Consider the following 23,103-nt stretch of genomic DNA (forward strand, 5'->3'; position numbering starts at 1 on the left):
TAGACTAAATATGTAGTGCTAGCAAAAAAGCACTACAAAACGTTTGACGACTTAAAAATGCGAAGGCATGATGGCCCCGCTCCCGCTAATCAGAGCCCCTGCAAAGGGCCGAGTGCCTTATAGCGATCAGCCATTCACGCACAGACTCAAACACGATTGTTGTGTGCTGGTGGAGCAAACATTTTTCAACCCAGACCTATGCGACGAGGTTTATCTCCATGGCACTGACACGCGAACAGCAAATTGCAGCCCTTGAAAAAGACTGGGCCGAAAATCCACGCTGGAAAGGCGTGACTCGCGATTATTCCGCTGCTGACGTGGTCCGCCTGCGCGGCTCGGTTCAACCTGAGCACACTTTCGCAAAATTGGGCGCTGACAAGCTGTGGAAACTGGTGACACAGGGCGCACACCCGTCCTTCCGTCCTGAGAAAGATTTCGTCAACTGCATGGGCGCCCTGACCGGGGGCCAAGCAGTTCAACAGGTTAAAGCCGGCATCCAGGCTATCTACCTATCGGGCTGGCAAGTGGCAGCAGACAACAACTCTGCTGAATCCATGTACCCCGATCAGTCGCTATACCCGGTGGACTCGGTACCAACCGTGGTCAAGCGCATCAACAACTCGTTCCGTCGTGCTGACCAGATCCAGTGGAAAGCCGGCAAAAATCCGGGCGACCAGGGTTACATCGACTACTTCGCACCCATCGTGGCTGACGCAGAAGCCGGTTTCGGCGGCGTGCTAAACGCTTATGAACTGATGAAGAGCATGATCGAAGCAGGCGCCGCTGGCGTTCACTTCGAAGACCAACTGGCGTCCGTAAAAAAATGCGGCCACATGGGCGGCAAGGTTCTGGTTCCTACCCAAGAAGCTGTACAGAAGCTTACCGCTGCACGTCTGGCTGCTGACGTTGCTGGCACCCCAACCATCATCCTGGCGCGTACCGACGCTAACGCAGCAGACTTGCTGACATCAGATTGCGACCCGTACGACCAGCCGTTTGTGACGGGTGAACGCACCAAAGAAGGCTTCTATAAGGTGCGCGCAGGCCTGGACCAGGCTATCGCTCGCGGCCTGGCTTACGCACCGTATGCCGACCTGATCTGGTGTGAAACCGCTAAACCGGATCTGGAAGAAGCCCGTCGCTTTGCTGAAGCGATCAAAAAGGAATACCCGGACCAACTGCTGTCGTACAACTGCTCGCCTTCCTTCAACTGGAAGAAAAACCTGGACGACGCGACCATTGCCAAGTTCCAACGCGAATTGTCAGCAATGGGCTACAAGCACCAGTTCATAACCCTGGCGGGCATCCACAACATGTGGCACAGCATGTTCAACCTGGCGCACGACTACGCCCGCAACGACATGACTGCTTACGTGAAACTGCAAGAGCAAGAGTTCGCTGACGCCGACAAGGGCTACACCTTTGTGGCGCACCAGCAGGAAGTGGGCACTGGCTACTTCGACGACATGACCACCGTCATCCAGGGTGGCTCGTCTTCGGTAACCGCCCTGACCGGCTCGACTGAAGAAGAACAGTTCCACTAAGAGCTGCTTTTCAGTCATTGACGCCCCGACTGGTTCGGGGCGTTTTTTGTGTGTCCGCAACGCATTTGTAGGGGTGAGCACTCACCAAAACGTGACCCAGATCCATGAACAAAAACCAAAACCAGGGTAAAAAACCAAGTTCAAAACTTGCTAACCCGGCTTATATAAGCCAACTTCAAGGAACCTGCGGTACAGGCTCACACTAACCAGCCGCTTAAACGATACTAATTATCATTTAGAGTTGCTTTTGTTGATTACTGTTGCTGTAAAACATATTCCCTGAAATATGCTGTAATGCCCGTATCACATGGCTTACGTAGACTTTAAGGAGTGATCTACCACTAAAGGATTGAATTAATTCATCTTAGAAAATTTACTTGCTGGGTGTTTAGCCATAAAATCCCGGCCATCAATAGCGCTGCGACATATCGTCACTGCTTTATTACCTTTTTAAGCTCAGAGACCTTTGCTCTCTGTTAAGGATTTCCAGCATGCCCGAAGCGACAGGACTCATAGCCCACAACTGGGGCTTTGCCATTTTCCTTCTCGGCGTTGTCGGCCTTTGTGCCTTCATGCTCGGCGTCTCCAGCCTTCTCGGGTCAAAAGCCTGGGGACGCAGCAAAAACGAACCGTTCGAGTCCGGCATGCTACCTACAGGTGGCGCCCGCTTGCGGCTCTCAGCCAAATTCTATCTGGTCGCGATGCTCTTCGTGATCTTTGATATCGAAGCCCTCTTTCTCTTTGCATGGTCTGTGTCTGTTCGCGAAAGCGGCTGGACCGGATTCGTCGAAGCTCTCGTTTTCATAGCAATTCTGTTGGCAGGCCTTGTCTACCTATTTCGAGTGGGCGCTCTTGATTGGGCGCCGGAAGCTCGTCGTAAGCGGCAGGCCAAGCTGAAACAATGAGGCTTTGGCGATGCAATACGAACTCACCAGGATCGACCCGGATGCTCCTAACGAGCAGTACCCGATCGGCAAACGGGAAACCGTTTCCGATCCGTTAGAAGATCAAGTCCACAAAAACATTTTCATGGGCAAGCTTGAAGACGTGCTGAACGGCACGGTCAACTGGGGGCGTAAAAACTCCTTGTGGCCGTACAACTTCGGCCTGTCGTGCTGCTACGTGGAAATGACCACCGCCTTCACGGCGCCCCACGACATCGCGCGCTTTGGCGCCGAAGTTATCCGGGCATCGCCGCGTCAGGCGGATTTCATGGTTATTGCCGGTACCTGCTTCATCAAGATGGCGCCGATCATTCAGCGTCTCTATGAGCAAATGCTTGAGCCTAAATGGGTTATCTCCATGGGTTCTTGCGCCAACTCCGGCGGCATGTACGACATCTACTCCGTGGTTCAAGGGGTGGATAAGTTCCTGCCCGTGGACGTTTACGTGCCAGGCTGCCCACCCCGCCCTGAGGCTTTCCTGCAAGGCTTGATGCTCTTGCAAGAGTCGATTGGCCAGGAGCGTCGCCCACTTTCCTGGGTTGTCGGCGAACAAGGCGTTTATCGCGCCGAGATGCCGTCCCAAAAGGAACAGCGCCGCGAACAGCGTATTCAGGTCACTAACCTGCGCAGCCCCGACGAAGTCTGATCCAGCGCCGCTTCTTTAAGTAGAACGAAACACTGGCCTCATTCTTTACGTTGACCGAAAGCGATAAAAAACCATGACTACAGGCTCCGCTCTGTACATCCCGCCTTATAAGGCTGACGACCAAGATGTGGTTGTCGAACTCAATACCCGTTTTGGTCCCGAGGCGTTTACCGCCCAGGCCACACGCACCGGCATGCCGGTGCTTTGGGTTACCCGCGCAAAACTGGTTGAAGTCCTGACCTTCCTGCGCAACCTGCCAAAACCTTACGTGATGCTCTATGACTTGCACGGTGTAGACGAACGTCTGCGTACCAAGCGTCAGGGCCTGCCATCGGGCGCAGATTTCACCGTCTTCTATCACCTCATGTCGCTTGAGCGTAATAGTGACGTAATGATCAAGGTTGCCTTATCCGAGAGCGACCTCAGCGTACCGACCGTGACCGGTATCTGGCCAAACGCCAACTGGTACGAGCGTGAAGTCTGGGACATGTTCGGGATCGACTTCAAAGGTCACCCGCACCTGTCGCGCATCATGATGCCGCCTACGTGGGAAGGTCACCCGCTGCGCAAGGACTTCCCGGCTCGCGCCACTGAGTTCGACCCGTACAGCTTGACCCTCGCCAAAGTGCAGTTGGAAGAAGAAGCCGCGCGCTTCCGCCCTGAAGACTGGGGCATGAAGCGTTCTGGCGAAAACGAGGACTACATGTTCCTCAACCTGGGCCCGAACCACCCTTCGGCTCACGGTGCCTTCCGCATCATCCTGCAACTGGACGGCGAAGAAATCGTCGACTGCGTGCCTGACGTCGGCTACCACCACCGTGGTGCCGAGAAAATGGCTGAACGCCAGTCCTGGCACAGCTTCATCCCGTACACCGACCGTATCGACTACCTCGGCGGCGTGATGAACAACCTGCCGTACGTGCTCTCGGTTGAGAAGCTCGCCGGCATCAAGGTGCCGGATCGGGTCGACACCATCCGCATCATGATGGCCGAGTTTTTCCGTATCACCAGCCACCTGCTGTTCCTGGGGACTTACATCCAGGACGTGGGCGCCATGACCCCGGTGTTCTTCACCTTCACCGACCGTCAGCGCGCTTACAAAGTGATCGAAGCCATCACCGGTTTCCGTCTGCACCCGGCCTGGTACCGCATTGGTGGCGTCGCCCACGACCTGCCAAATGGCTGGGAGCGTCTGGTCAAGGAGTTCGTCGAGTGGATGCCAAAGCGTCTGGACGAATACCAAAAAGCCGCTCTGGACAACAGCATTCTGCGTGGCCGTACCATCGGCGTCGCTCAGTACAACACCAAAGAAGCCTTGGAATGGGGCGTCACCGGTGCTGGTCTGCGCTCGACCGGTTGCGACTTCGACTTACGTAAAGCGCGCCCGTACTCCGGCTACGAGAACTTCGAGTTTGAAGTCCCGCTGGCGGCCAACGGCGACGCCTACGATCGTTGCATCGTGCGTGTCGAAGAAATGCGCCAGAGCCTGAAAATCATCGAGCAGTGCATGCGCAACATGCCCGCCGGCCCGTACAAGGCGGATCACCCGCTGACCACGCCGCCGCCTAAAGAGCGCACGCTGCAGCACATCGAGACCTTGATCACGCACTTCCTGCAAGTTTCGTGGGGCCCGGTCATGCCGGCCAACGAATCCTTCCAGATGATTGAAGCGACCAAGGGCATCAACAGTTACTACCTGACGAGCGATGGCGGCACCATGAGCTACCGCACCCGGATTCGCACCCCAAGCTTCCCGCACCTGCAGCAGATCCCTTCGGTGATCAAAGGCGAAATGGTCGCGGACTTGATTGCGTACCTGGGGAGTATCGATTTCGTTATGGCCGACGTGGACCGCTAAGCATGAACAGCACGCTTATCCAGACAGACCGTTTCGCCCTGAGCGAAACCGAGCGCTCGGCCATCGAGCACGAGATGCATCACTACGAAGATCCACGCGCAGCGTCGATCGAAGCCCTGAAGATCGTTCAGAAGGAACGCGGCTGGGTGCCGGATGGCGCGGTATACGCCATCGGCGAACTGCTCGGCATTCCGGCCAGCGACGTAGAAGGCGTGGCTACGTTCTATAGTCAGATCTTCCGTCAGCCGGTTGGCCGTCACATCATTCGCGTGTGCGACAGCATGGTCTGCTACATCGGTGGCCACGAGTCCGTGGTTGGCGAAATTCAGAACAAGCTGGGCATCGGCCTGGGCCAGACCACTGCAGACGGCCGTTTCACGCTGCTGCCCGTGTGCTGCTTGGGCAACTGCGACAAGGCGCCGGCGTTGATGATCGACGACGACACATTCGGTGACGTGCAGCCTGCTGGCGTCGCCACGTTGTTGGAGGGCTACCCATGACCCTGACTTCTTTCGGCCCTGCCAACCGCATCGCGCGATCGGCAGAAACCCACCCGCTGACCTGGCGTCTGCGTGATGACGGCGAGCCTGTATGGCTCGACGAATATCAGGCCAAAGACGGCTACGCGGCTGCGCGCAAAGCGTTCGCGGACATGGCTCAGGACGATATCGTCCAGACCGTGAAAGACGCGGGCCTCAAGGGTCGCGGTGGTGCGGGCTTCCCCACGGGCGTGAAGTGGGGGCTGATGCCTAAAGACGAATCCATGAACATCCGTTACCTGCTGTGTAACGCTGATGAAATGGAACCCAACACCTGGAAAGACCGCATGCTGATGGAGCAACTGCCCCATCTGCTGATCGAAGGCATGCTGATCAGTGCCCGCGCTCTTAAAACCTACCGTGGCTATATCTTCCTGCGTGGCGAATACACCACCGCAGCCGTGCACCTGCGTCGCGCGGTCGAAGAAGCCAAGGCAGCCGGCCTGCTGGGCAAGAACATCCTCGGTTCTGGCTTTGACTTCGAACTGTTCGTGCACACCGGCGCCGGGCGTTACATCTGCGGTGAAGAAACCGCACTGATCAACTCCCTTGAGGGCCGTCGCGCCAACCCGCGCTCCAAGCCGCCGTTCCCGGCCGCTGTGGGCGTATGGGGCAAGCCGACCTGCGTGAACAACGTAGAAACCCTGTGCAACGTCCCGGCAATCATCGGCAACGGCGTTGACTGGTACAAATCCCTCGCCCGTGAAGGCAGCGAAGACCACGGCACCAAGCTGATGGGCTTCTCTGGCAAAGTGAAGAACCCTGGCCTGTGGGAACTGCCATTTGGCGTGACCGCTCGCGAGCTGTTCGAAGACTACGCTGGCGGCATGCGTGACGGCTTCAAGCTCAAGTGCTGGCAGCCCGGCGGCGCCGGTACTGGCTTCCTGCTGCCAGAACACCTGGACGCACAAATGTACGCCGGTGGCATCGCTAAAGTCGGCACCCGTATGGGTACAGGCTTGGCGATGGCGGTCGACGACAGCGTCAACATGGTGTCTTTGCTGCGCAACATGGAACAGTTCTTTGCCCGTGAATCGTGCGGTTTCTGCACCCCTTGCCGCGATGGCTTGCCATGGAGCGTCAAGCTCTTGATGGCCATCGAGAAAGGCGAAGGTCAGCCCGGCGATATCGAGACCCTGCTGGGTCTGGTCGGTTTCCTCGGCCCTGGCAAGACGTTCTGTGCGCACGCACCGGGTGCCGTGGAGCCGTTAGGCAGCGCGATCAAATACTTCCGTCCAGAGTTCGAAGCCGGTATTGCGCAAGCAAAGCCTGGCGCCGTCCCGCTGGCACGCCCGATTGTAATCGGCGCGTAACGCTCTGAATGAAGGGGGTCCGTGCCCCCCTCTGATCGTTCGATAACGCCGTAAGGCTGGGTTGCTTCGAACGCATAACAAGATTCCATTAGCCACGCCCGCTGACACCGGGCCAACGAAGAACTTTGAACCATGGCCACTATCCACGTAGACGGCAAAGAGCTCGAAGTCGATGGGGCAGACAACCTATTACAGGCTTGTTTGTCGCTAGGACTCGATATTCCGTATTTCTGCTGGCACCCTGCCCTCGGCAGCGTTGGTGCCTGTCGCCAGTGCGCGGTCAAACAGTACACCGACGAAAACGACACCCGTGGTCGTATCGTCATGTCCTGCATGACCCCGGCCACTGACGGAAGCTGGATTTCCATCGAAGACGAAGAAGCGAAAGTGTTTCGCGCCAGCGTCGTCGAATGGCTGATGACCAACCACCCGCACGACTGCCCAGTCTGCGAGGAAGGCGGTCACTGCCACCTGCAAGACATGACGGTGATGACCGGCCACAACGAGCGCCGTTATCGCTTCACCAAGCGCACCCACCAGAACCAGGAACTCGGCCCGTTCATCTCTCACGAAATGAACCGCTGCATTGCCTGCTATCGCTGTGTGCGCTTCTATAAAGACTACGCAGGCGGCACTGACCTCGGCGTATTCGGCGCTCACGACAACGTGTACTTCGGTCGCGTTGAAGACGGCGTGCTCGAAAGCGAGTTCTCCGGCAACCTCACTGAGGTCTGCCCAACCGGCGTGTTCACCGACAAGACTCACTCCGAACGCTACAACCGTAAGTGGGACATGCAGTTTTCGCCAAGCATCTGCCACGGTTGCTCAAGCGGCTGCAACATCAGCCCGGGCGAGCGTTACGGCGAGCTGCGTCGCATCGAAAACCGTTTCAACGGTTCGGTAAACCAGTACTTCCTGTGTGACCGCGGCCGTTTCGGCTATGGCTACGTTAACCGCACCGACCGCCCACGTCAGCCGCTGCTGGCCGACGGCACCAAACTGGGCCTGGACGCTGCGCTGGACAAGGCTGCTGACCTGCTGCGCGGTCGCAACATCGTCGGCATCGGTTCACCCCGTGCCAGCCTCGAAAGCAACTACGCGTTGCGCGAACTGGTAGGCGCCGAGCACTTCTACTCAGGCATCGAAGCTGGTGAGCTGGAGCGCATCCGCTTGGTACTGCAAGTACTCAAGGACAGCCCGCTGCCTGTGCCGAACATGCGCGAGATCGAAGATCACGACGCCATTTTCGTCCTCGGCGAAGACCTGACCCAGACCGCCGCCCGTATGGCGCTGTCGCTGCGTCAATCGGTTAAAGGCAAGGCCGAAGACATGGCCGACGCCATGCGCGTTCAACCTTGGCTCGACGCTGCGGTCAAAAACATCGGCCAGCACGCGCTGAACCCGCTGTTTATCGCCAGCCTGGCTGAAACCAAGCTCGATGACGTGGCTGAAGAATGCGTACACGCGGCACCAGACGATCTGGCGCGCATCGGTTTCGCCGTGGCCCACGCCCTCGACGCCAGCGCACCTGCCGTCACCGGTCTGGACGCTGAAGCCCTTGAGTTGGCCAAACGCATTGCTGACGCTCTGCTCGCGGCCAAGCGCCCCCTGATCATTGCCGGTACTTCGCTGGGCTCCAACGCCTTGATCGAAGCCGCAGGCAACATCGCCAAAGCCCTGCACCTGCGCGAAAAAGCCGGCTCCATCAGCCTGATCGTGCCGGAAGCCAACAGCCTTGGCTTGGCCATGCTCGGCGGCGAATCGGTCGACGCAGCGCTGCAAGCGGTCATCGACGGTAAAGCCGACGCGATCGTGGTGCTCGAAAACGATCTGTTCACGCGTGTTGATGCGGTCAAGGTCAACGCTGCGCTGGACGCTGCCAAGGTGGTCATCGTTGCTGACCATCAGAAGACTGCGACCACCGACCGTGCCGATCTGGTACTGCCAGCTGCAAGCTTTGCTGAAGGCGACGGTACGCTGATCAGCCAGGAAGGCCGCGCCCAGCGCTTCTTCCAAGTGTTTGAGCCGCGCTACTTGGACGCGAACATTCTGATCCACGAAGGCTGGCGCTGGTTCCACGCTTTGCGCAGCACGCTGCTGAACAAGCCGATTGACTGGACCCTGCTTGACCACGTGACCCAGGCCACTGCGGCCAGCAATGCGGCCCTGGCCAATATTGTTGAAGCAGCACCGTCTGCGGCGTTCCGCATCAAAGGCATGAAGCTGGCACGCGAACCTCTGCGTTACAGCGGCCGGACCGCCATGCGCGCCAATATCAGCGTACACGAGCCACGTACCCCACAAGACCCGGACACCGCGTTCGCATTCTCGATGGAAGGTTACTCGGGCTCCGTAGAACCGCGCCAACAAGTACCGTTCGCCTGGTCGCCAGGCTGGAACTCGCCACAAGCGTGGAACAAGTTCCAAGACGAAGTCGGTGGTCATATCCGTGCTGGCGATCCGGGCATCCGCCTGATCGAAAGCCAAGGTGATGCACTGAACTGGTTCGCCAACATTCCGGCAGCATTCAACCCGGCACGGGGTACTTGGCAGGTCGTGCCGTTCTATCACCTGCTTGGTAGCGAAGAGAACTCTTCCAAAGCCGCGCCGGTACAAGAGCGCATTCCGGCCGCTTACATCGCAGTGGCTAAGTCCGAAGCCGACCGTTTGGGTGTCAACGATGGCGCGCTGCTGAGCTTGAACGTTGCGGGCCTGACCTTGCGTCTGCCACTGCGTATCAACGAAGAGCTGGGTGCAGGTCTGGTGGCATTGCCCGCCGGCTTGCCAGGCATTCCGCCAGCGATCTTTGGCCTTACCGTTGACGGTTTGCAGGAGGCAGCCCAATGACCTGGTTTACGCCTGAAGTGATCGACGTGATCATCTCGGTGGTGCAAGCCATCGTGATCCTGCTCGCCGTGGTGGTGTGCGGTGCTCTGTTGAGCTGGGTCGAGCGTCGTTTGCTCGCTCTGTGGCAAGACCGTTACGGTCCGAATCGCGTTGGCCCGTTCGGCGCGTTTCAGATTGCCGCTGACATGATCAAAATGTTCTTCAAGGAAGACTGGACGCCACCGTTTGCCGACAAGGTGATTTTCACCTTGGCCCCGGTTGTGGCCATGAGCGCCTTGCTGATCGCGTTCGCGATTATCCCGATCACCCCAACCTGGGGCGTGGCGGATCTGAACGTCGGTATCCTGTTCTTCTTCGCCATGGCCGGTCTGTCGGTGTATGCGGTGTTGTTCGCTGGCTGGTCCAGTAACAACAAGTTCGCCCTGCTGGGTGCCTTGCGTGCCTCGGCCCAGACCGTGTCGTACGAAGTGTTCATGGGCCTGTCGCTGATGGGGATCGTGGTGCAAGTTGGATCGTTCAACATGCGCGACATCGTCGAATACCAAGCGCAGAACCTGTGGTTCATCATTCCGCAGATCTTCGGTTTCCTGACCTTCTTCATCGCCGGCGTGGCCGTGACTCACCGTCACCCCTTCGACCAGCCAGAAGCAGAGCAGGAACTGGCCGATGGTTACCACATTGAATACGCCGGCATGAAGTGGGGCATGTTCTTTGTCGGTGAATACATCGGGATCGTGTTGATCTCGGCGTTGCTGGTGACTTTGTTCTTCGGTGGCTGGCACGGGCCTTTCGACATTCTGCCGCAGATCCCGTTTATCTGGTTCGCCCTGAAGACCGCGTTTTTCATCATGATCTTCATCCTGCTGCGCGCTTCTATTCCGCGTCCACGGTATGACCAAGTGATGGACTTCAGCTGGAAGTTCTGCCTGCCGCTGACCCTGATCAATTTGCTGGTAACCGCTGCAATCGTGTTGATGAACACGCCTGCAGTCGCGGTTCAGTGAGGATAGAGACCCATGTTCAAGTACCTGTTTGACATCGTGCATGGCACCTACACCCAGCTTCGCAGCTTGGTGATGGTGTTTGGCCATGCCTTCCGCAAGCGTGACACGCTGCAATACCCGGAAGAACCGGTCTATCTGCCACCGCGTTACCGTGGCCGTATCGTCCTGACCCGCGACCCGGACGGCGAAGAGCGTTGTGTAGCCTGTAACCTGTGCGCCGTAGCGTGCCCGGTTGGCTGCATCTCACTGCAAAAAGCCGAAACCGAAGATGGCCGTTGGTACCCGGAGTTCTTCCGCATCAACTTCTCACGCTGCATTTTTTGCGGCCTGTGTGAGGAAGCCTGCCCGACCACCGCGATCCAGCTGACACCGGATTTCGAAATGGCCGAGTTCAAACGTCAGGACCTGGTGTACGAGAAAGAAGATCTGCTGATCTCCGGCCCCGGCAAAAACCCTGATTACAACTTCTATCGTGTTGCGGGTATGGCCGTTGAGGGCAAGCCGAAAGGTGCTGCTCAGAACGAAGCCGAGCCGATCAACGTGAAGAGCTTGCTGCCTTAAGGAAGAACGATGGAATTCGCTTTCTATTTCGCATCGGGTGTCGCTGTCGTGTCCACGCTACGCGTGATCACCAACACCAACCCTGTGCACGCCCTGCTCTACCTGATTATTTCGCTGATTGCCGTGGCGATGACGTTCTTTAGCTTGGGTGCACCGTTTGCTGGTGTGCTCGAAGTGATCGCCTACGCCGGTGCCATCATGGTGCTGTTCGTGTTCGTGGTCATGATGCTCAACCAAGGCCCCGCCTCGGTGACGCAAGAACGCCATTGGCTCAAGCCCGGCATCTGGATCGGACCTAGCATTCTGTCTGCCATTCTGCTGGCCGAACTGCTGTACGTGCTGTTCGCTCACCCGAGCGGTGCAGCCATCGGTCAAACCACCATTGATGCAAAAGCCGTGGGCATCAGCCTGTTCGGCCCGTATCTGCTGGTGGTCGAACTCGCCTCGATGCTGTTGCTTGCTGCAGCAGTGACGGCGTTCCACTTGGGCCGCACTGAGGCGAAGGAGCAATAAGATGCCTGGAATACCTTTGGAACACGGACTTGCGGTTGCAGGCATCCTGTTCTGCCTCGGTCTGGTTGGACTGATGGTTCGCCGTAACATTCTCTTCGTATTGATGAGTCTGGAAATCATGATGAACGCCGCTGCATTGGCGTTCATCGTTGCCGGTGCACGCTGGGCGCAGCCAGATGGACAAGTCATGTTCATTCTGGTGATTACCCTGGCAGCCGCTGAGGCCAGTATTGGTCTGGCGATCCTGCTGCAGCTGTATCGCCGCTTCCATACGCTTGATATCGATGCTGCCAGTGAGATGCGCGGATGAACCTTCTCTTTCTGACTTTCGTATTCCCCCTGATCGGCTTTTTGCTGTTGTCGTTCTCCCGTGGACGCTTCAGCGAAAACCTCTCGGCCGTGATCGGCGTCGGCTCCATTGGCCTATCGGCCATTGTGGCCGCGTTTGTGATCTGGCAATTCAATGTGGCGCCGCCTGAAGGCGGTCAGTTCACGCAAGTGCTGTGGCAGTGGATGTCGGTGGGTGACTTCAAACCCAACTTCGCCCTGCACCTCGACGGCCTGTCCGTGACCATGCTCGGCGTCGTCGTCGGTGTGGGCTTCCTGATCCACGTGTTTGCCTCCTGGTACATGCGCGGTGAAGACGGCTACTCACGCTTCTTCGCCTACACCAACCTGTTTATCGCCAGCATGCTGTTCCTGATCCTGGCCGATAACCTGTTGTTCGTGTACTTCGGCTGGGAAGGTGTAGGCCTGTGCTCCTACCTGTTGATCGGTTTCTACTACAGCAACCGCAACAACGGTAACGCGGCACTTAAAGCCTTCATCGTGACCCGTATCGGTGACGTGTTTCTGGCCATCGGCCTGTTCATCCTGTTCCAACAGTTGGGGACGCTGAATATCCAAGAGCTGCTGGTTCTGGCCCCTCAGAAATTCCAGGCCGGTGACTTCTGGATCGTTCTGGCAACCCTGATGCTGCTGGGCGGCGCGGTCGGTAAATCGGCGCAACTGCCTCTGCAAACCTGGTTGGCAGACGCGATGGCTGGCCCGACACCTGTTTCGGCACTGATCCACGCCGCAACCATGGTGACCGCCGGTGTTTACCTGATCGCGCGGACCCACGGCCTGTTCACCCTGGCCCCTGAAGTGCTGCACCTGGTCGGCATCGTCGGCGGTGTGACCCTGGTGCTGGCAGGTTTCGCAGCACTGGTACAAACCGACATCAAACGTATCCTCGCCTACTCGACCATGAGCCAGATCGGCTACATGTTTCTGGCGCTGGGTGTGGGGGCATGGGACGGCGCGATCTTCCACTTGATGACCCACGCTTTCTTTAAGGCCCTGCTGTTCCTTGCTTCCGGTGCGGTGATTGTTGCCTGCCACCACGAGCAGAACATCTTCAAAATGGGCGGCCTGTGGAAAAAACTGCCATTGGCTTACGCCAGCTTCATCGTCGGCGGCGCAGCCTTGTCGGCCTTGCCATTGCTGACTGCCGGCTTCTACTCCAAGGACGAAATTCTTTGGGAAGCCTTTGCTAGCGGTAACAACGCCTTGCTGTATGCCGGTCTGGTCGGTGCGTTCATGACCTCGCTGTACACCTTCCGCCTGATCTTCGTCACCTTCCACGGTGACGCCAAGACAGAAGCCCATGCAGGCCACGGTGTGACTTACTGGCTGCCACTGAGCGTGCTGATCGTACTGTCGACGTTCATCGGCGCCATGATCACCCCGCCACTGGCTGGCGTACTGCCACAAAGCGTTGGGCATGCCGGCGGCGAAGCCAAGCACAGCCTGGAAATCGCCTCGGGTGCTATCGCCTTGGCCGGTATCCTGCTCGCCGCTCTGCTGTATCTGGGCAAACGTCGCTTCGTCAGCGCGGTTGCCCAAAGTGGCATTGGTCGATTCCTCTCGGCCTGGTGGTTCGCTGCCTGGGGCTTCGATTGGTTGTACGACAAACTGTTCGTCAAACCGTACCTGTTGATCTGCCGCATGCTGCGCAAAGATCCGCTGGACCAGACCATTGGTTTGATCCCGCAGATGGCCAAGGCCGGGCATAACGCCCTGAGCCGCAGCGAAACCGGTCAACTGCGTTGGTACGCTGCTTCCATGGCCGCCGGTGCTGTACTGGTCATGGGCGCCATCGTACTGGTAGCGGTCTGATATGAACCTTCGACATTGCGAAAGGAATTGAGCCCGTCATGATTCTGCCTTGGCTAATCCTGATCCCCTTTATCGGCGGCCTGCTGTGCTGGCTGGGTGAGCGCTTCGGCCCTACCCTGCCACGCTGGATTGCGTTGCTGACCATGTCTCTTGAGCTTGCACTCGGCCTTTGGCTGTGGGCTCACGGCGACTACCACCTGGCACCTAACCCGGGCGCTGCCCCGGCGTGGGCGCTTGAGTTCCAGCACACCTGGATCGAGCGCTTCGGCATCAGCGTCCATCTGGCACTCGACGGTCTGTCGCTGCTGATGATCTTGCTGACCGGCCTGTTGGGCGTGTTGTCGGTACTGTGTTCTTGGAAGGAAATTCAGCGTCACGTGGGCTTCTTCCACCTGAACCTGATGTGGATCCTGGGCGGCGTGGTTGGCGTGTTCCTCGCCATCGACCTGTTCATGTTCTTCTTCTTCTGGGAAATGATGCTGGTGCCGATGTATTTCCTAATCGCGCTCTGGGGTCACAGCTCCTCCGACGGCAAGAAAACCCGTATCTACGCCGCCACCAAGTTCTTCATCTTCACTCAGGCTTCCGGCTTGATCATGCTGGTGGCGATCCTGGGTCTGGTGCTGGTCAACTTCAATGAAACCGGCGTGCTGACCTTCAGCTACGCCGAGTTGCTGAAGACCAAGATGTCGCTCACCACTGAGTACATCCTGATGCTCGGCTTCTTCATTGCGTTTGCCGTGAAGCTGCCGGTCGTACCGTTCCACTCTTGGTTGCCTGACGCTCACGCACAGGCACCGACCGCAGGCTCGGTCGACTTGGCGGGTATCCTGCTCAAGACCGCTGCTTATGGTCTGCTGCGTTTCGCCTTGCCGCTGTTCCCGAATGCCTCGGCCGAATTTGCGCCGATTGCCATGACGTTGGGTCTGATCGGGATTTTCTACGGCGCATTCTTGGCCTTCGCACAAACCGATATCAAGCGTCTGATCGCGTTCTCCAGCGTTTCGCACATGGGCTTCGTGCTGATCGGCATCTACTCCGGCAGCTTGCTGGCGTTGCAAGGTGCGGTAATTCAGATGCTGGCACACGGTGTTTCGGCAGCCGCGCTGTTTATCCTCAGCGGCCAACTCTACGAGCGTCTGCACACCCGCGACATGCGTGAAATGGGCGGTTTGTGGTCCAAGATCGCTTACCTGCCAGCCATCAGCCTGTTCTTCGCTGCCGCGTCGCTGGGCTTGCCAGGCACCGGTAACTTCGTGGGTGAGTTCCTGATTCTGATGGGCTCGTTCGCAAGCTTCCCTTGGGTCACGGCGATTGCAACGACCGGTCTGGTGTTTGGTTCGGTCTACTCGCTGATCATGATTCACCGCGCCTACTTCGGCCCGTCCAAATCGGATGCGGTACTGGCCGGTATGGATGCTCGTGAACTGATCATGGTGCTCGGTCTGGCGGTACTGCTGATTTTCATCGGCGTGTACCCACAACCGTTCCTCGATACCTCTGCTGCGACCATGCATGGCGTGCAGCAATGGATCGGCACCGCCTTCACTCAACTCGCTTCGGCCCGGTAAGAGCGCTATGGAATTCACGATCCAACACTTTATCGCGCTTGCTCCACTGCTGATTACCAGCCTCACCGTTGTGGTGGTGATGCTGGCAATCGCGTGGCGCCGCAATCACTCACAGACCTTCCTGCTTTCAGTGGCGGGTCTTAACCTGGCACTGTTGTCGATTTTCCCGGCGTTGAAAGTTGCTCCACTGGCTGTCACCCCGCTGTTGATGATGGACAACTTCGCCTACCTGTACATCGGGCTGATTCTGGTCGCGACCCTGGCCTGTGTGACATTGGCACACGCCTATCTGGGCGAAGGTGGCACGGGCTATCCGGGCAACCGAGAAGAGCTATACCTGCTAACCCTGCTGGCTGCCACTGGCGGTATCGTGCTGGTGAGCGCGCAACACCTGGCGGGCTTGTTTATCGGCCTGGAATTGCTCTCGGTTCCGGTTTACGGCCTGGTGGCTTACGCCTTCTTCAATAAGCGTTCGCTGGAAGCCGGCATCAAGTACATGGTGCTGTCGGCCGCAGGTTCTGCGTTCCTGCTGTTCGGTATGGCACTGCTGTACGCCGAAGCCGGTAGCCTGAGCTTCAGCGGAATCGGTCACGCGTTGGCGGCCACTGGCGCCCCGAGTGCCATTGCACAGCTAGGTCTGGGCATGATGCTGGTGGGTCTGGCGTTCAAACTGTCGCTGGTACCTTTCCACCTCTGGACCCCAGACGTGTACGAAGGTGCTCCGGCGCCGGTTGCCGCTTTCCTGGCGACCGCATCTAAAGTGGCAGTGTTTGCGGTCATGGTACGTTTGTTCCAGATCTCCCCGGCAGCAACTACCGGTGTGATGAGCGATGTACTGACCGTGATTGCGATTGCTTCGATCCTGTTCGGTAACCTGCTGGCCCTAACCCAAAACAACCTCAAGCGTCTGCTAGGTTTCTCGTCCATCGCTCACTTCGGCTACCTGCTGATCGCCCTCGTGGCGAGCAAAGGCATGGCCATGGAAGCGATTGGCGTGTACCTGATCACTTACGTGCTCACCAGCCTCGGTGCGTTCGGCGTCATCACCCTGATGTCCTCGCCGTACAAAGGCCGTGACGCTGACGCGCTGTACGAGTACCGCGGCCTGTTCTGGCGCCGTCCGTACCTGACTGCGGTCATGACCGTAATGATGTTGTCGCTGGCCGGTATTCCGCTGACCGCAGGCTTCATCGGCAAGTTCTACATCATCGCCACCGGCGTTGAAGCACACCAATGGTGGCTGGTAGCGTCCTTGATCCTGGGTAGCGCCATTGGCGTGTTCTATTACCTACGCGTGATGGTGACCCTGTACCTGGTAGAGCCAAAACTGCATCGCCACGATGCTCCGCTGAACTGGGAGCAGAAGGCAGGTGGCGTGATGCTGCTGGCGGTTTCGGTTCTGGTATTCGTGCTGGGTGTGTACCCGCAACCGATGCTGGAACTGGTACAACACGCAACGCTGTACCTGCATGGCTAAGCGTTAAACGGTTGTCCCCATACCCCGTGAAGGCCCGGCCTTCACGGGGTATTTTTTTGCGCTGGAATCAAGATAAAAAATCATGTGTCGTTTCATGCCGCACACGAAATCAGCAGTCATTGTCTGACAGTTGCGGGCGATTCCTGGCTTGTATAGGCTGTCGCGCCGCCCGCCCATCGTCCTGGAATGCCTGTTAATGCGATCTGCTCTCTCCTCATTGCTCCCCTTGGCGCTTGTTTGTGCCGCTCCAACCTATGCTGGCCCGCTTGAGCTGGGCGAGGTTCAGGTACGCAGCGAAGAAAGCAGCGAACTTGAAGTCGCCCAGATCGCACTGAATCAGGTGCCTGGCGCCAGCAATCTGATCGACATGAACACAGTCGAACAAGGCCGCGTGGCGACCAACAGTGATGTGCTGGCCTATCAACCCGGTGTGTATGCGCAGTCGGGCGGTAATGAGGGGACCAAAGTGTCGGTGCGCGGCTCCGGCATCAACCGCGCGCCTGGCGCTCACGGCTCTGGCCTTTACGTGATGTTTGATGGCCTGCCGCTGACCGGCCCCGGCGGCACACCTTACGAATTGTTCGAGCCTCTGTGGTTGAGCCGCGCCGAAGTGTTGCGCGGTGCCAACGGTTTTGAAACGGGGGCGCTGGCCTTGGGTGGCTCGATCAATTACGTGACCCACACCGGATACGACGCCGCACCGCTACAGGTGCGCTATGAAGCGGGCAGCTATGGCTACCAAAAGCGCCAGATCAGTTCGGGACAAGTACTCGGCGATCTCGATTACTACGTGTCACTGACCGACGCCGAGACCAACGGCTATCAGGATCACACGTCAGGCAATAGCAAAGGCATCGCGGCCAATGTCGGTTACCGCTTCAGCCCGCAACTGGAAACACGTTTTTACCTGCGTTATCGCGAAACCGATAACGAACTCGCAGGCAGGGTCACCAAAGAGAAAATCAAGCATCACCCACGCGCCGCCAACCCGGCGTATGTGAGCGGCGACTACACCCGTCCGCAACCCGGCAGCACCTGGTTGGGTAACAAAACCACGATGTACCTAGACGACGACTCGCAACTGGAAGTCGGGCTGGTGTACCACGATTACCCCATGGATCTGCGTGAGGGGCCTAACCGGCTGAAGGTTGCCTACACCGACGTCAGCGGCACCTTGAACTACAAGCGCCGCGACACTCTATTTGGCCTGCAAAGCAACACGACTGTGGGCTTGCGCACCACTAAACACCTGCCCAATAGCGGCGCTTCAGAATACGTACGCATCCCGCGAGGTAACACGGCGAGTTATGCCCCAGGCACCAAAATGCGCGATTTCAGTTATCAGGGCTCCGACACCGTGCTGCACGCCAGCAATGATCTGGAACTGATGCACGATCTGTGGCTGACCACCGGCATGGCGCTGATCTATACCCGCCGCGAAAGCGAGGTGAGCTACCCCGAGAGCGGGGGTAAGGTCAGCCAGCACGATTGGGACTACGCGCCGCGCATCGGCTTACGCTATGAGTTCAGCCCTCACCTGCAGGTGTACGGCAATCTCAGCCGCTCGGTAGAACCGCCGCACCCGTGGTCGATGATCTGGAGTTCGCCGTACGTGTTCCCGGTCGGCAGCGGCCCGGCAACCGGGCGCCAAAGTGCGCCGATTGCGATGCAGAACCAAACCGCGACCACGCTTGAATTGGGTACGCGTGGCGACTCGGGGATCGGGCAGTGGGATTTGGCTTGGTACTACTCGGCCGTACGCCATGAACTGCTGACCGTTGAACTGCAAGCTGCAACAGCCGACCTGGCACCGATACTCGGCGAGTCCAACGCAAGCCCGACCGTGCACCAAGGCATTGAAGCCGGGCTCAATAGCCGGTTGTGGGAGCGCGATGGCGTGGGCAAAGTTTCGTTGCGTCAGGCCTACACCTTCAGCGACTTCCATTACCGCGATGACTCGCGCTTTGGTGGCAACCGCTTGCCGGGTATCCCACAGCATTACTACCAAGCACAAATCCGGTATGACCACCCGCAAGGTTTCTATACCGGGGTAAACACCCAAGTCGCCTCACGTATGGCGGTGGATTACGCCAACTCGTATTACTCGTCGTCCTACATGCTCTGGGGCGCAACGCTGGGTTATGCCTCGCCTAAGCAGGACTGGCAAACATGGATCGACTTGCGCAACCTGACAGGCGAACGCTACGCCGCCACGATTACGCCGGGCTACGACGACAAAGGTCTGGATGCCGCACGCTCCACCCCCGGCGAAGGCCGGGGCGCCTACGTCGGGGTTTCGTATAGCTTTCGCTAGTCGAGCGTGACTTTATCGGCGGGAAACCGGACCTTGCGCCGGGTACCGCCGAACAGCCCCCAACTCGACAGGAACAGAGCGGCAATCAAGGGGCCAATGACGAAGCCATTGAGGCCGAAAATCGCCATGCCGCCCAAGGTCGAGATTAGGATCAAGAAGTCCGGCATTTTCGTGTCTTTGCCCACCAAGATCGGGCGCAGCACGTTATCTACCATCCCAATCACAAACACGCCGAACAGTGTCAGCACCACCCCTTGCCAGATCATCCCGGTAGTCAGAAAGTAAACCGCTACAGGGGCCCAGACGATGCCTGCACCCACAGCGGGCAGCAACGACAGGAACATCATTAGCACCGCCCAAAACAGCGAGCTCTGGATGCCGAGGATCCAGAAAATCAACCCACCCAGCGAACCTTGTACGACTGCTACGGCCAGATTGCCTTTAACTGAAGCCCTGACCACGCGGCGCAGCTTAATTTGCAGCAAGCGTTTGTGCTGTTCGGCCATCGGCACGGCGTTACGGATTATGCGCACCATGGACTGGCCGTCACGGATAAAAAAGTACAAGAGGTAGAGCATGATGAAAAAGCTCACCACCAAATCAAAGGTGCTTTGGCCGAAGTTGAACACTTGTGTGGCAAAGAACTGACTCCCCTCAAGAGCCCCCTTGGAGACTTTTTCGCTGATGCCTTCAAAGCTTCCCAACCCTAGGCGATCGAGCCATTCCAATGCCTGATGGGGCAAACTGCCTTGCAGTTGCTCCATGTAACGAGCAGCGTTGATCTTGCCACTTTGTACATCGCTATAGAGCGTGGCGACTTCCTGCACCAGCAGGACCGTGGTGAAAATGACCGGCAGAATCGCGATCAGGGTGCAGGCCAGCAGCGTGATAAAAGTGGCCAGGTTACGTCGGCCTTTGAGTTTCAGCAGAAGTTTGCGCTGCAAGGGCGCGAACAGAATGCCCAGTGCCACAGCCCAGAAGATTGCCCCGTAAAACGGAAGCAAGATCCAGATAAAGGCAATGCTCACGAAGGCCAGCAGTAAAATCAGGGTTTTGCGTTGCAGGCTTGTTTCGTTCATAGGCCTTCCATGTCAATAGAATGTGTAGCCGCTGCGATCAGTTTAGCCCTGCGCCTCTGCCTCTTCATGGGCGTGACGCAGGCGTTCACGGCTATTAGTCAAGTGCAGGCGCATAGCCGCGCGGGCGGCATCCGAGTCCTGACGAGCAATAGCAGTATAGATTTCTTCGTGCTCGCGGCTCAGGCGGCTCATGTAGTGCTGCTGGTCGTCATGGGCGAGGCTCGCCGAGTTCAAGCGGGTACGCGGAATGATGCTGGTGCCCAAGTGATTCATGATGTCAGTGAAGTAGCGGTTGCCGGTCGACAGCGCGATCTGCAAGTGAAACTGGAAGTCGGACGCCACAGCGTCACCGTTACGCGCGGTGTTTTCGTTCAAGGCATCCAGAGCAGCGCGCATCGCGGCCAATTGCTCGGAACTGCGACGTTGCGCAGCCAGACCAGCGGACTCGACTTCCAGGCTAATACGCAGCTCCAGAATCGCCAATACGTCACGCAACGTGACCACTGTTGCTGGGTCGATGCGAAAACCGCTCGGGCTCGGGGTATCCAGCACAAAGGTACCGATGCCATGCCGGGTCTCGACTTGCCCCGCCGCCTGCAAACGGGAGATGGCTTCACGCACTACGGTGCGACTCACACCATGTGCTTCCATGATTGCGGACTCGGTGGGCAATTTGTCGCCGCGCTTGAGCAAGCCATCGCGAATCTGCTCGGACAGCACCGTCACCAACTCCTGCGCGAGGCTGCGGCGTTTGCGAGGAATGCGGGAAACGTCAGTCGGTTTTTCCATGGTAAGCTTTGTTCTCGGGTTCAAAGGCGCGGAGTGCTAATCACCGCATCATAGCTCATGCTGGTTGTACGATCACTAATCGGTAACGCCATCATCCACCCTTGATCCCGACAAAACCCTGAATTGTTTGCCTGACCCTCGATTGACAAAAACGTGGGAAGGTGTAAATAATTCGCGATAGTTGTACGACAACGGATAAAAAAATAATAATAATCAGGGAGCTTTCGTATGACCGCATTCACCTGCGCTCCATCTTCTGCCACACCCCCCTACACGCTTATCGAACCTACCCCCCCAAGGGTCGATCGCCTGTCTCTTTTGCTGAACCTCTGTACGCAGCAAATGGCTTATTCGCATCAGCGATTTGAGCCTGCGCCCTGAAGTCTGGGCACCCCACACCGCCTTCAATTTTCTGGCCGCTTATGTGGCCAAGGGAGGACGGTTTTGTCAAAAAAAGGAGCACACAATAATGAGATCTAAACACACACGTTCATTGATTCTTATGGGGCTTGGCAGCATGAGTCTGTCGCTGCCTTTGACGGGCTTAGCTGAAGGGTTTGTCGATGACACCAAAGCCACCCTTACGCTGCGCAACGCTTACATCAATCGCAATTTCACCAACCCGAACTACCCCAACAGCCGTGCACCACAAAGCAAGGCTGAGGAATGGACACAAAACTTCATTCTCGACGTCAAATCCGGCTTTACCCAGGGTACCGTCGGTTTCGGCCTTGATGTGCTGGGCATGTACTCGCAGAAGCTCGATGGTGGCAAAGGCACCGCGGGCACGCAGTTGCTGCCAACCGGGAGCGATGGTGAGCCGGCCAAGAACTTTGGGCGTCTGGGCGTCGCCGCCAAGGCCAAATTTTCCAACACGGAACTGAAAGTTGGCGAGTGGATGCCGGTCCTGCCGATTTTGCGTTCGGATGACGGTCGCTCTCTGCCACAGACCTTCCGCGGCGCACAGATCACTTCCAAGGAAATCGCCGGCCTGAATCTCTACGGCGGCCAGTTCCGCGCCAACAGCCCGCGTAACGATGCGAGCATGGAAGACATGTCGCTCAACGGTAAGGGGGCGTTCACCTCGGACCGCTTCAACTTTGCCGGCGGTGATTACACCTTCAACGAAAAACGTACTCAAGTCGGCCTGTGGTACGCGGAACTGGAAAATATTTATCAGCAACAATTCGTTAACGTAATTCACAGCCAGCCGATTGGCGATGTCACGCTGGGCGCAAACCTGGGTTATTTCTGGGGCAAAGAAGACGGCAGCAAACGAGCTGGCGATCTGGACAACAAAACCGCTTCTGCACTGTTCTCTGCCAAATACAAAGGGAACACCTTGTATGTCGGTCTGCAGAAAGTCGGCGGCGACGATGGCTGGTTCCGCGTCAACGGCACCAGCGGCGGTACGCTGGCCAACGACAGCTACAACTCCAGCTATGACCAAGCTAAAGAACGTTCCTGGCAGCTGCGCCACGACCTGGACTTCGCGGTCCTTGGCGTACCCGGCCTGACCATGATGAACCGCTACATCAGCGGCGATAACATCCATACCGCAACCGTCAATAACGGCAAGGAATGGGGCCGTGAGTCGGAACTGGCGTACACCGTGCAAAGCGGCACGCTCAAGGATCTGACTGTGCGCTGGCGTAACGCGAGTATCCGTCGCAACTACAGCGCCAACGAGTTTGACGAAAACCGTGTCTTCATCAGCTACCCGTTGTCGTTGTTGTAACCCCACCCCCATGTAGGGGCGAGCTTGCTTAGCGATCTTTTAGATGAACAAAAGATCGCGGGCAAGCTCGCTGCTACACATCATCCGGTGCCGCTTAAAGAAATGATGGCACCTCGCTAAAGTTTGCCTAATCGTGCATTGACAACACCCTTCATGCCTGTGAATAATCCGAACCAAGTCATACGACAACAGATGACATAAATAAG

The 23,103-nt window shown here is 57.7% G+C and carries 18 protein-coding genes; 16 read left to right on the forward strand and 2 right to left on the reverse strand.

What is annotated here, in order from left to right; genetic code table 11:
• Positions 1 to 218 precede the first annotated feature (218 nt).
• The 15 genes from aceA (at position 219) to B347_RS0123320 (ending at position 19,291) form a co-directional block, all read left to right on the forward strand.
• Positions 219 to 1,544: an isocitrate lyase gene (gene aceA, locus B347_RS0123250; RefSeq protein ID WP_019412095.1), complete on the forward strand. Its 1,326-nt coding sequence runs from the start codon at positions 219 to 221 to the stop codon at positions 1,542 to 1,544.
• Positions 1,545 to 2,035: 491 nt separating this feature from the next.
• Positions 2,036 to 2,449, forward strand: a complete 414-nt coding sequence (locus B347_RS0123255) for an NADH-quinone oxidoreductase subunit A (RefSeq protein ID WP_003446990.1) — start codon at positions 2,036 to 2,038, stop codon at positions 2,447 to 2,449.
• A gap of 10 nt (positions 2,450 to 2,459) precedes the next feature.
• Positions 2,460 to 3,134: a NuoB/complex I 20 kDa subunit family protein gene (locus tag B347_RS0123260; protein WP_019412096.1), complete on the forward strand. Its 675-nt coding sequence runs from the start codon at positions 2,460 to 2,462 to the stop codon at positions 3,132 to 3,134.
• Positions 3,135 to 3,207: 73 nt separating this feature from the next.
• Entirely contained in the window at positions 3,208 to 4,992 is a 1,785-nt protein-coding gene (gene nuoC / locus B347_RS0123265) for an NADH-quinone oxidoreductase subunit C/D (RefSeq protein WP_019412097.1), read from the forward strand.
• 2 nt (positions 4,993 to 4,994) lie between these two features.
• Complete coding sequence (gene nuoE / locus B347_RS0123270; protein WP_019412098.1) at positions 4,995 to 5,492, forward strand: NADH-quinone oxidoreductase subunit NuoE; 498 nt, start codon at positions 4,995 to 4,997, stop codon at positions 5,490 to 5,492.
• Entirely contained in the window at positions 5,489 to 6,844 is a 1,356-nt protein-coding gene (gene nuoF / locus B347_RS0123275; protein ID WP_019412099.1) for an NADH-quinone oxidoreductase subunit NuoF, read from the forward strand. The genes nuoE and nuoF overlap by 4 nt, the downstream gene beginning before the upstream one ends.
• A 132-nt stretch (positions 6,845 to 6,976) precedes the next feature.
• Entirely contained in the window at positions 6,977 to 9,691 is a 2,715-nt protein-coding gene (gene nuoG / locus B347_RS0123280; protein WP_019412100.1) for an NADH-quinone oxidoreductase subunit NuoG, read from the forward strand.
• The gene (gene nuoH / locus B347_RS0123285) at positions 9,688 to 10,695 is read left to right on the forward strand and encodes an NADH-quinone oxidoreductase subunit NuoH (protein ID WP_019412101.1); all 1,008 of its coding nucleotides are present in this window, start codon (positions 9,688 to 9,690) and stop codon (positions 10,693 to 10,695) included. The genes nuoG and nuoH overlap by 4 nt, the downstream gene beginning before the upstream one ends.
• Before the next feature lie 12 nt (positions 10,696 to 10,707).
• Positions 10,708 to 11,256 (forward strand): NADH-quinone oxidoreductase subunit NuoI, encoded by a 549-nt coding sequence (nuoI, locus tag B347_RS0123290; RefSeq protein WP_016780194.1) that lies wholly within the window; start codon positions 10,708 to 10,710, stop codon positions 11,254 to 11,256.
• Between the two features lie 9 nt (positions 11,257 to 11,265).
• Positions 11,266 to 11,769: an NADH-quinone oxidoreductase subunit J gene (gene nuoJ / locus B347_RS0123295; protein WP_019412102.1), complete on the forward strand. Its 504-nt coding sequence runs from the start codon at positions 11,266 to 11,268 to the stop codon at positions 11,767 to 11,769.
• A gap of 1 nt (position 11,770) precedes the next feature.
• Positions 11,771 to 12,079, forward strand: a complete 309-nt coding sequence (gene nuoK / locus B347_RS0123300; protein WP_019412103.1) for an NADH-quinone oxidoreductase subunit NuoK — start codon at positions 11,771 to 11,773, stop codon at positions 12,077 to 12,079.
• The gene (gene nuoL / locus B347_RS0123305) at positions 12,076 to 13,929 is read left to right on the forward strand and encodes an NADH-quinone oxidoreductase subunit L (protein ID WP_019412104.1); all 1,854 of its coding nucleotides are present in this window, start codon (positions 12,076 to 12,078) and stop codon (positions 13,927 to 13,929) included. Before nuoK ends, nuoL begins: the two co-directional genes overlap by 4 nt.
• A gap of 38 nt (positions 13,930 to 13,967) precedes the next feature.
• The gene (nuoM, locus tag B347_RS0123310; protein WP_019412105.1) at positions 13,968 to 15,500 is read left to right on the forward strand and encodes an NADH-quinone oxidoreductase subunit M; all 1,533 of its coding nucleotides are present in this window, start codon (positions 13,968 to 13,970) and stop codon (positions 15,498 to 15,500) included.
• Between the two features lie 7 nt (positions 15,501 to 15,507).
• Complete coding sequence (gene nuoN, locus B347_RS0123315) at positions 15,508 to 16,977, forward strand: NADH-quinone oxidoreductase subunit NuoN (RefSeq protein ID WP_019412106.1); 1,470 nt, start codon at positions 15,508 to 15,510, stop codon at positions 16,975 to 16,977.
• 196 nt (positions 16,978 to 17,173) lie between these two features.
• Positions 17,174 to 19,291, forward strand: a complete 2,118-nt coding sequence (locus B347_RS0123320) for a TonB-dependent receptor family protein (protein ID WP_019412107.1) — start codon at positions 17,174 to 17,176, stop codon at positions 19,289 to 19,291.
• Here B347_RS0123320 and B347_RS0123325 read toward each other — a convergent pair.
• Positions 19,288 to 20,370: an AI-2E family transporter gene (locus B347_RS0123325; RefSeq protein ID WP_019412108.1), complete on the reverse strand. Its 1,083-nt coding sequence runs from the start codon at positions 20,368 to 20,370 to the stop codon at positions 19,288 to 19,290. The two genes, B347_RS0123320 and B347_RS0123325, sit on opposite strands and share 4 nt — an antisense overlap.
• A gap of 42 nt (positions 20,371 to 20,412) precedes the next feature.
• Entirely contained in the window at positions 20,413 to 21,159 is a 747-nt protein-coding gene (locus B347_RS0123330) for a FadR/GntR family transcriptional regulator (protein ID WP_019412109.1), read from the reverse strand.
• Positions 21,160 to 21,628: 469 nt separating this feature from the next.
• On the opposite strand from B347_RS0123330, the gene B347_RS0123335 reads away from it, so the two are divergent.
• A complete protein-coding gene (locus B347_RS0123335) occupies positions 21,629 to 22,897 on the forward strand; it encodes an OprD family porin (RefSeq protein WP_026014380.1) in 1,269 nt (422 codons plus the stop codon).
• Positions 22,898 to 23,103: the final 206 nt, after the last annotated feature.

Source organism: Pseudomonas psychrophila HA-4, from assembly GCF_000282975.1.
In the GTDB taxonomy this organism is placed as follows: Bacteria; Pseudomonadota; Gammaproteobacteria; order Pseudomonadales; family Pseudomonadaceae; genus Aquipseudomonas; species Aquipseudomonas psychrophila_A.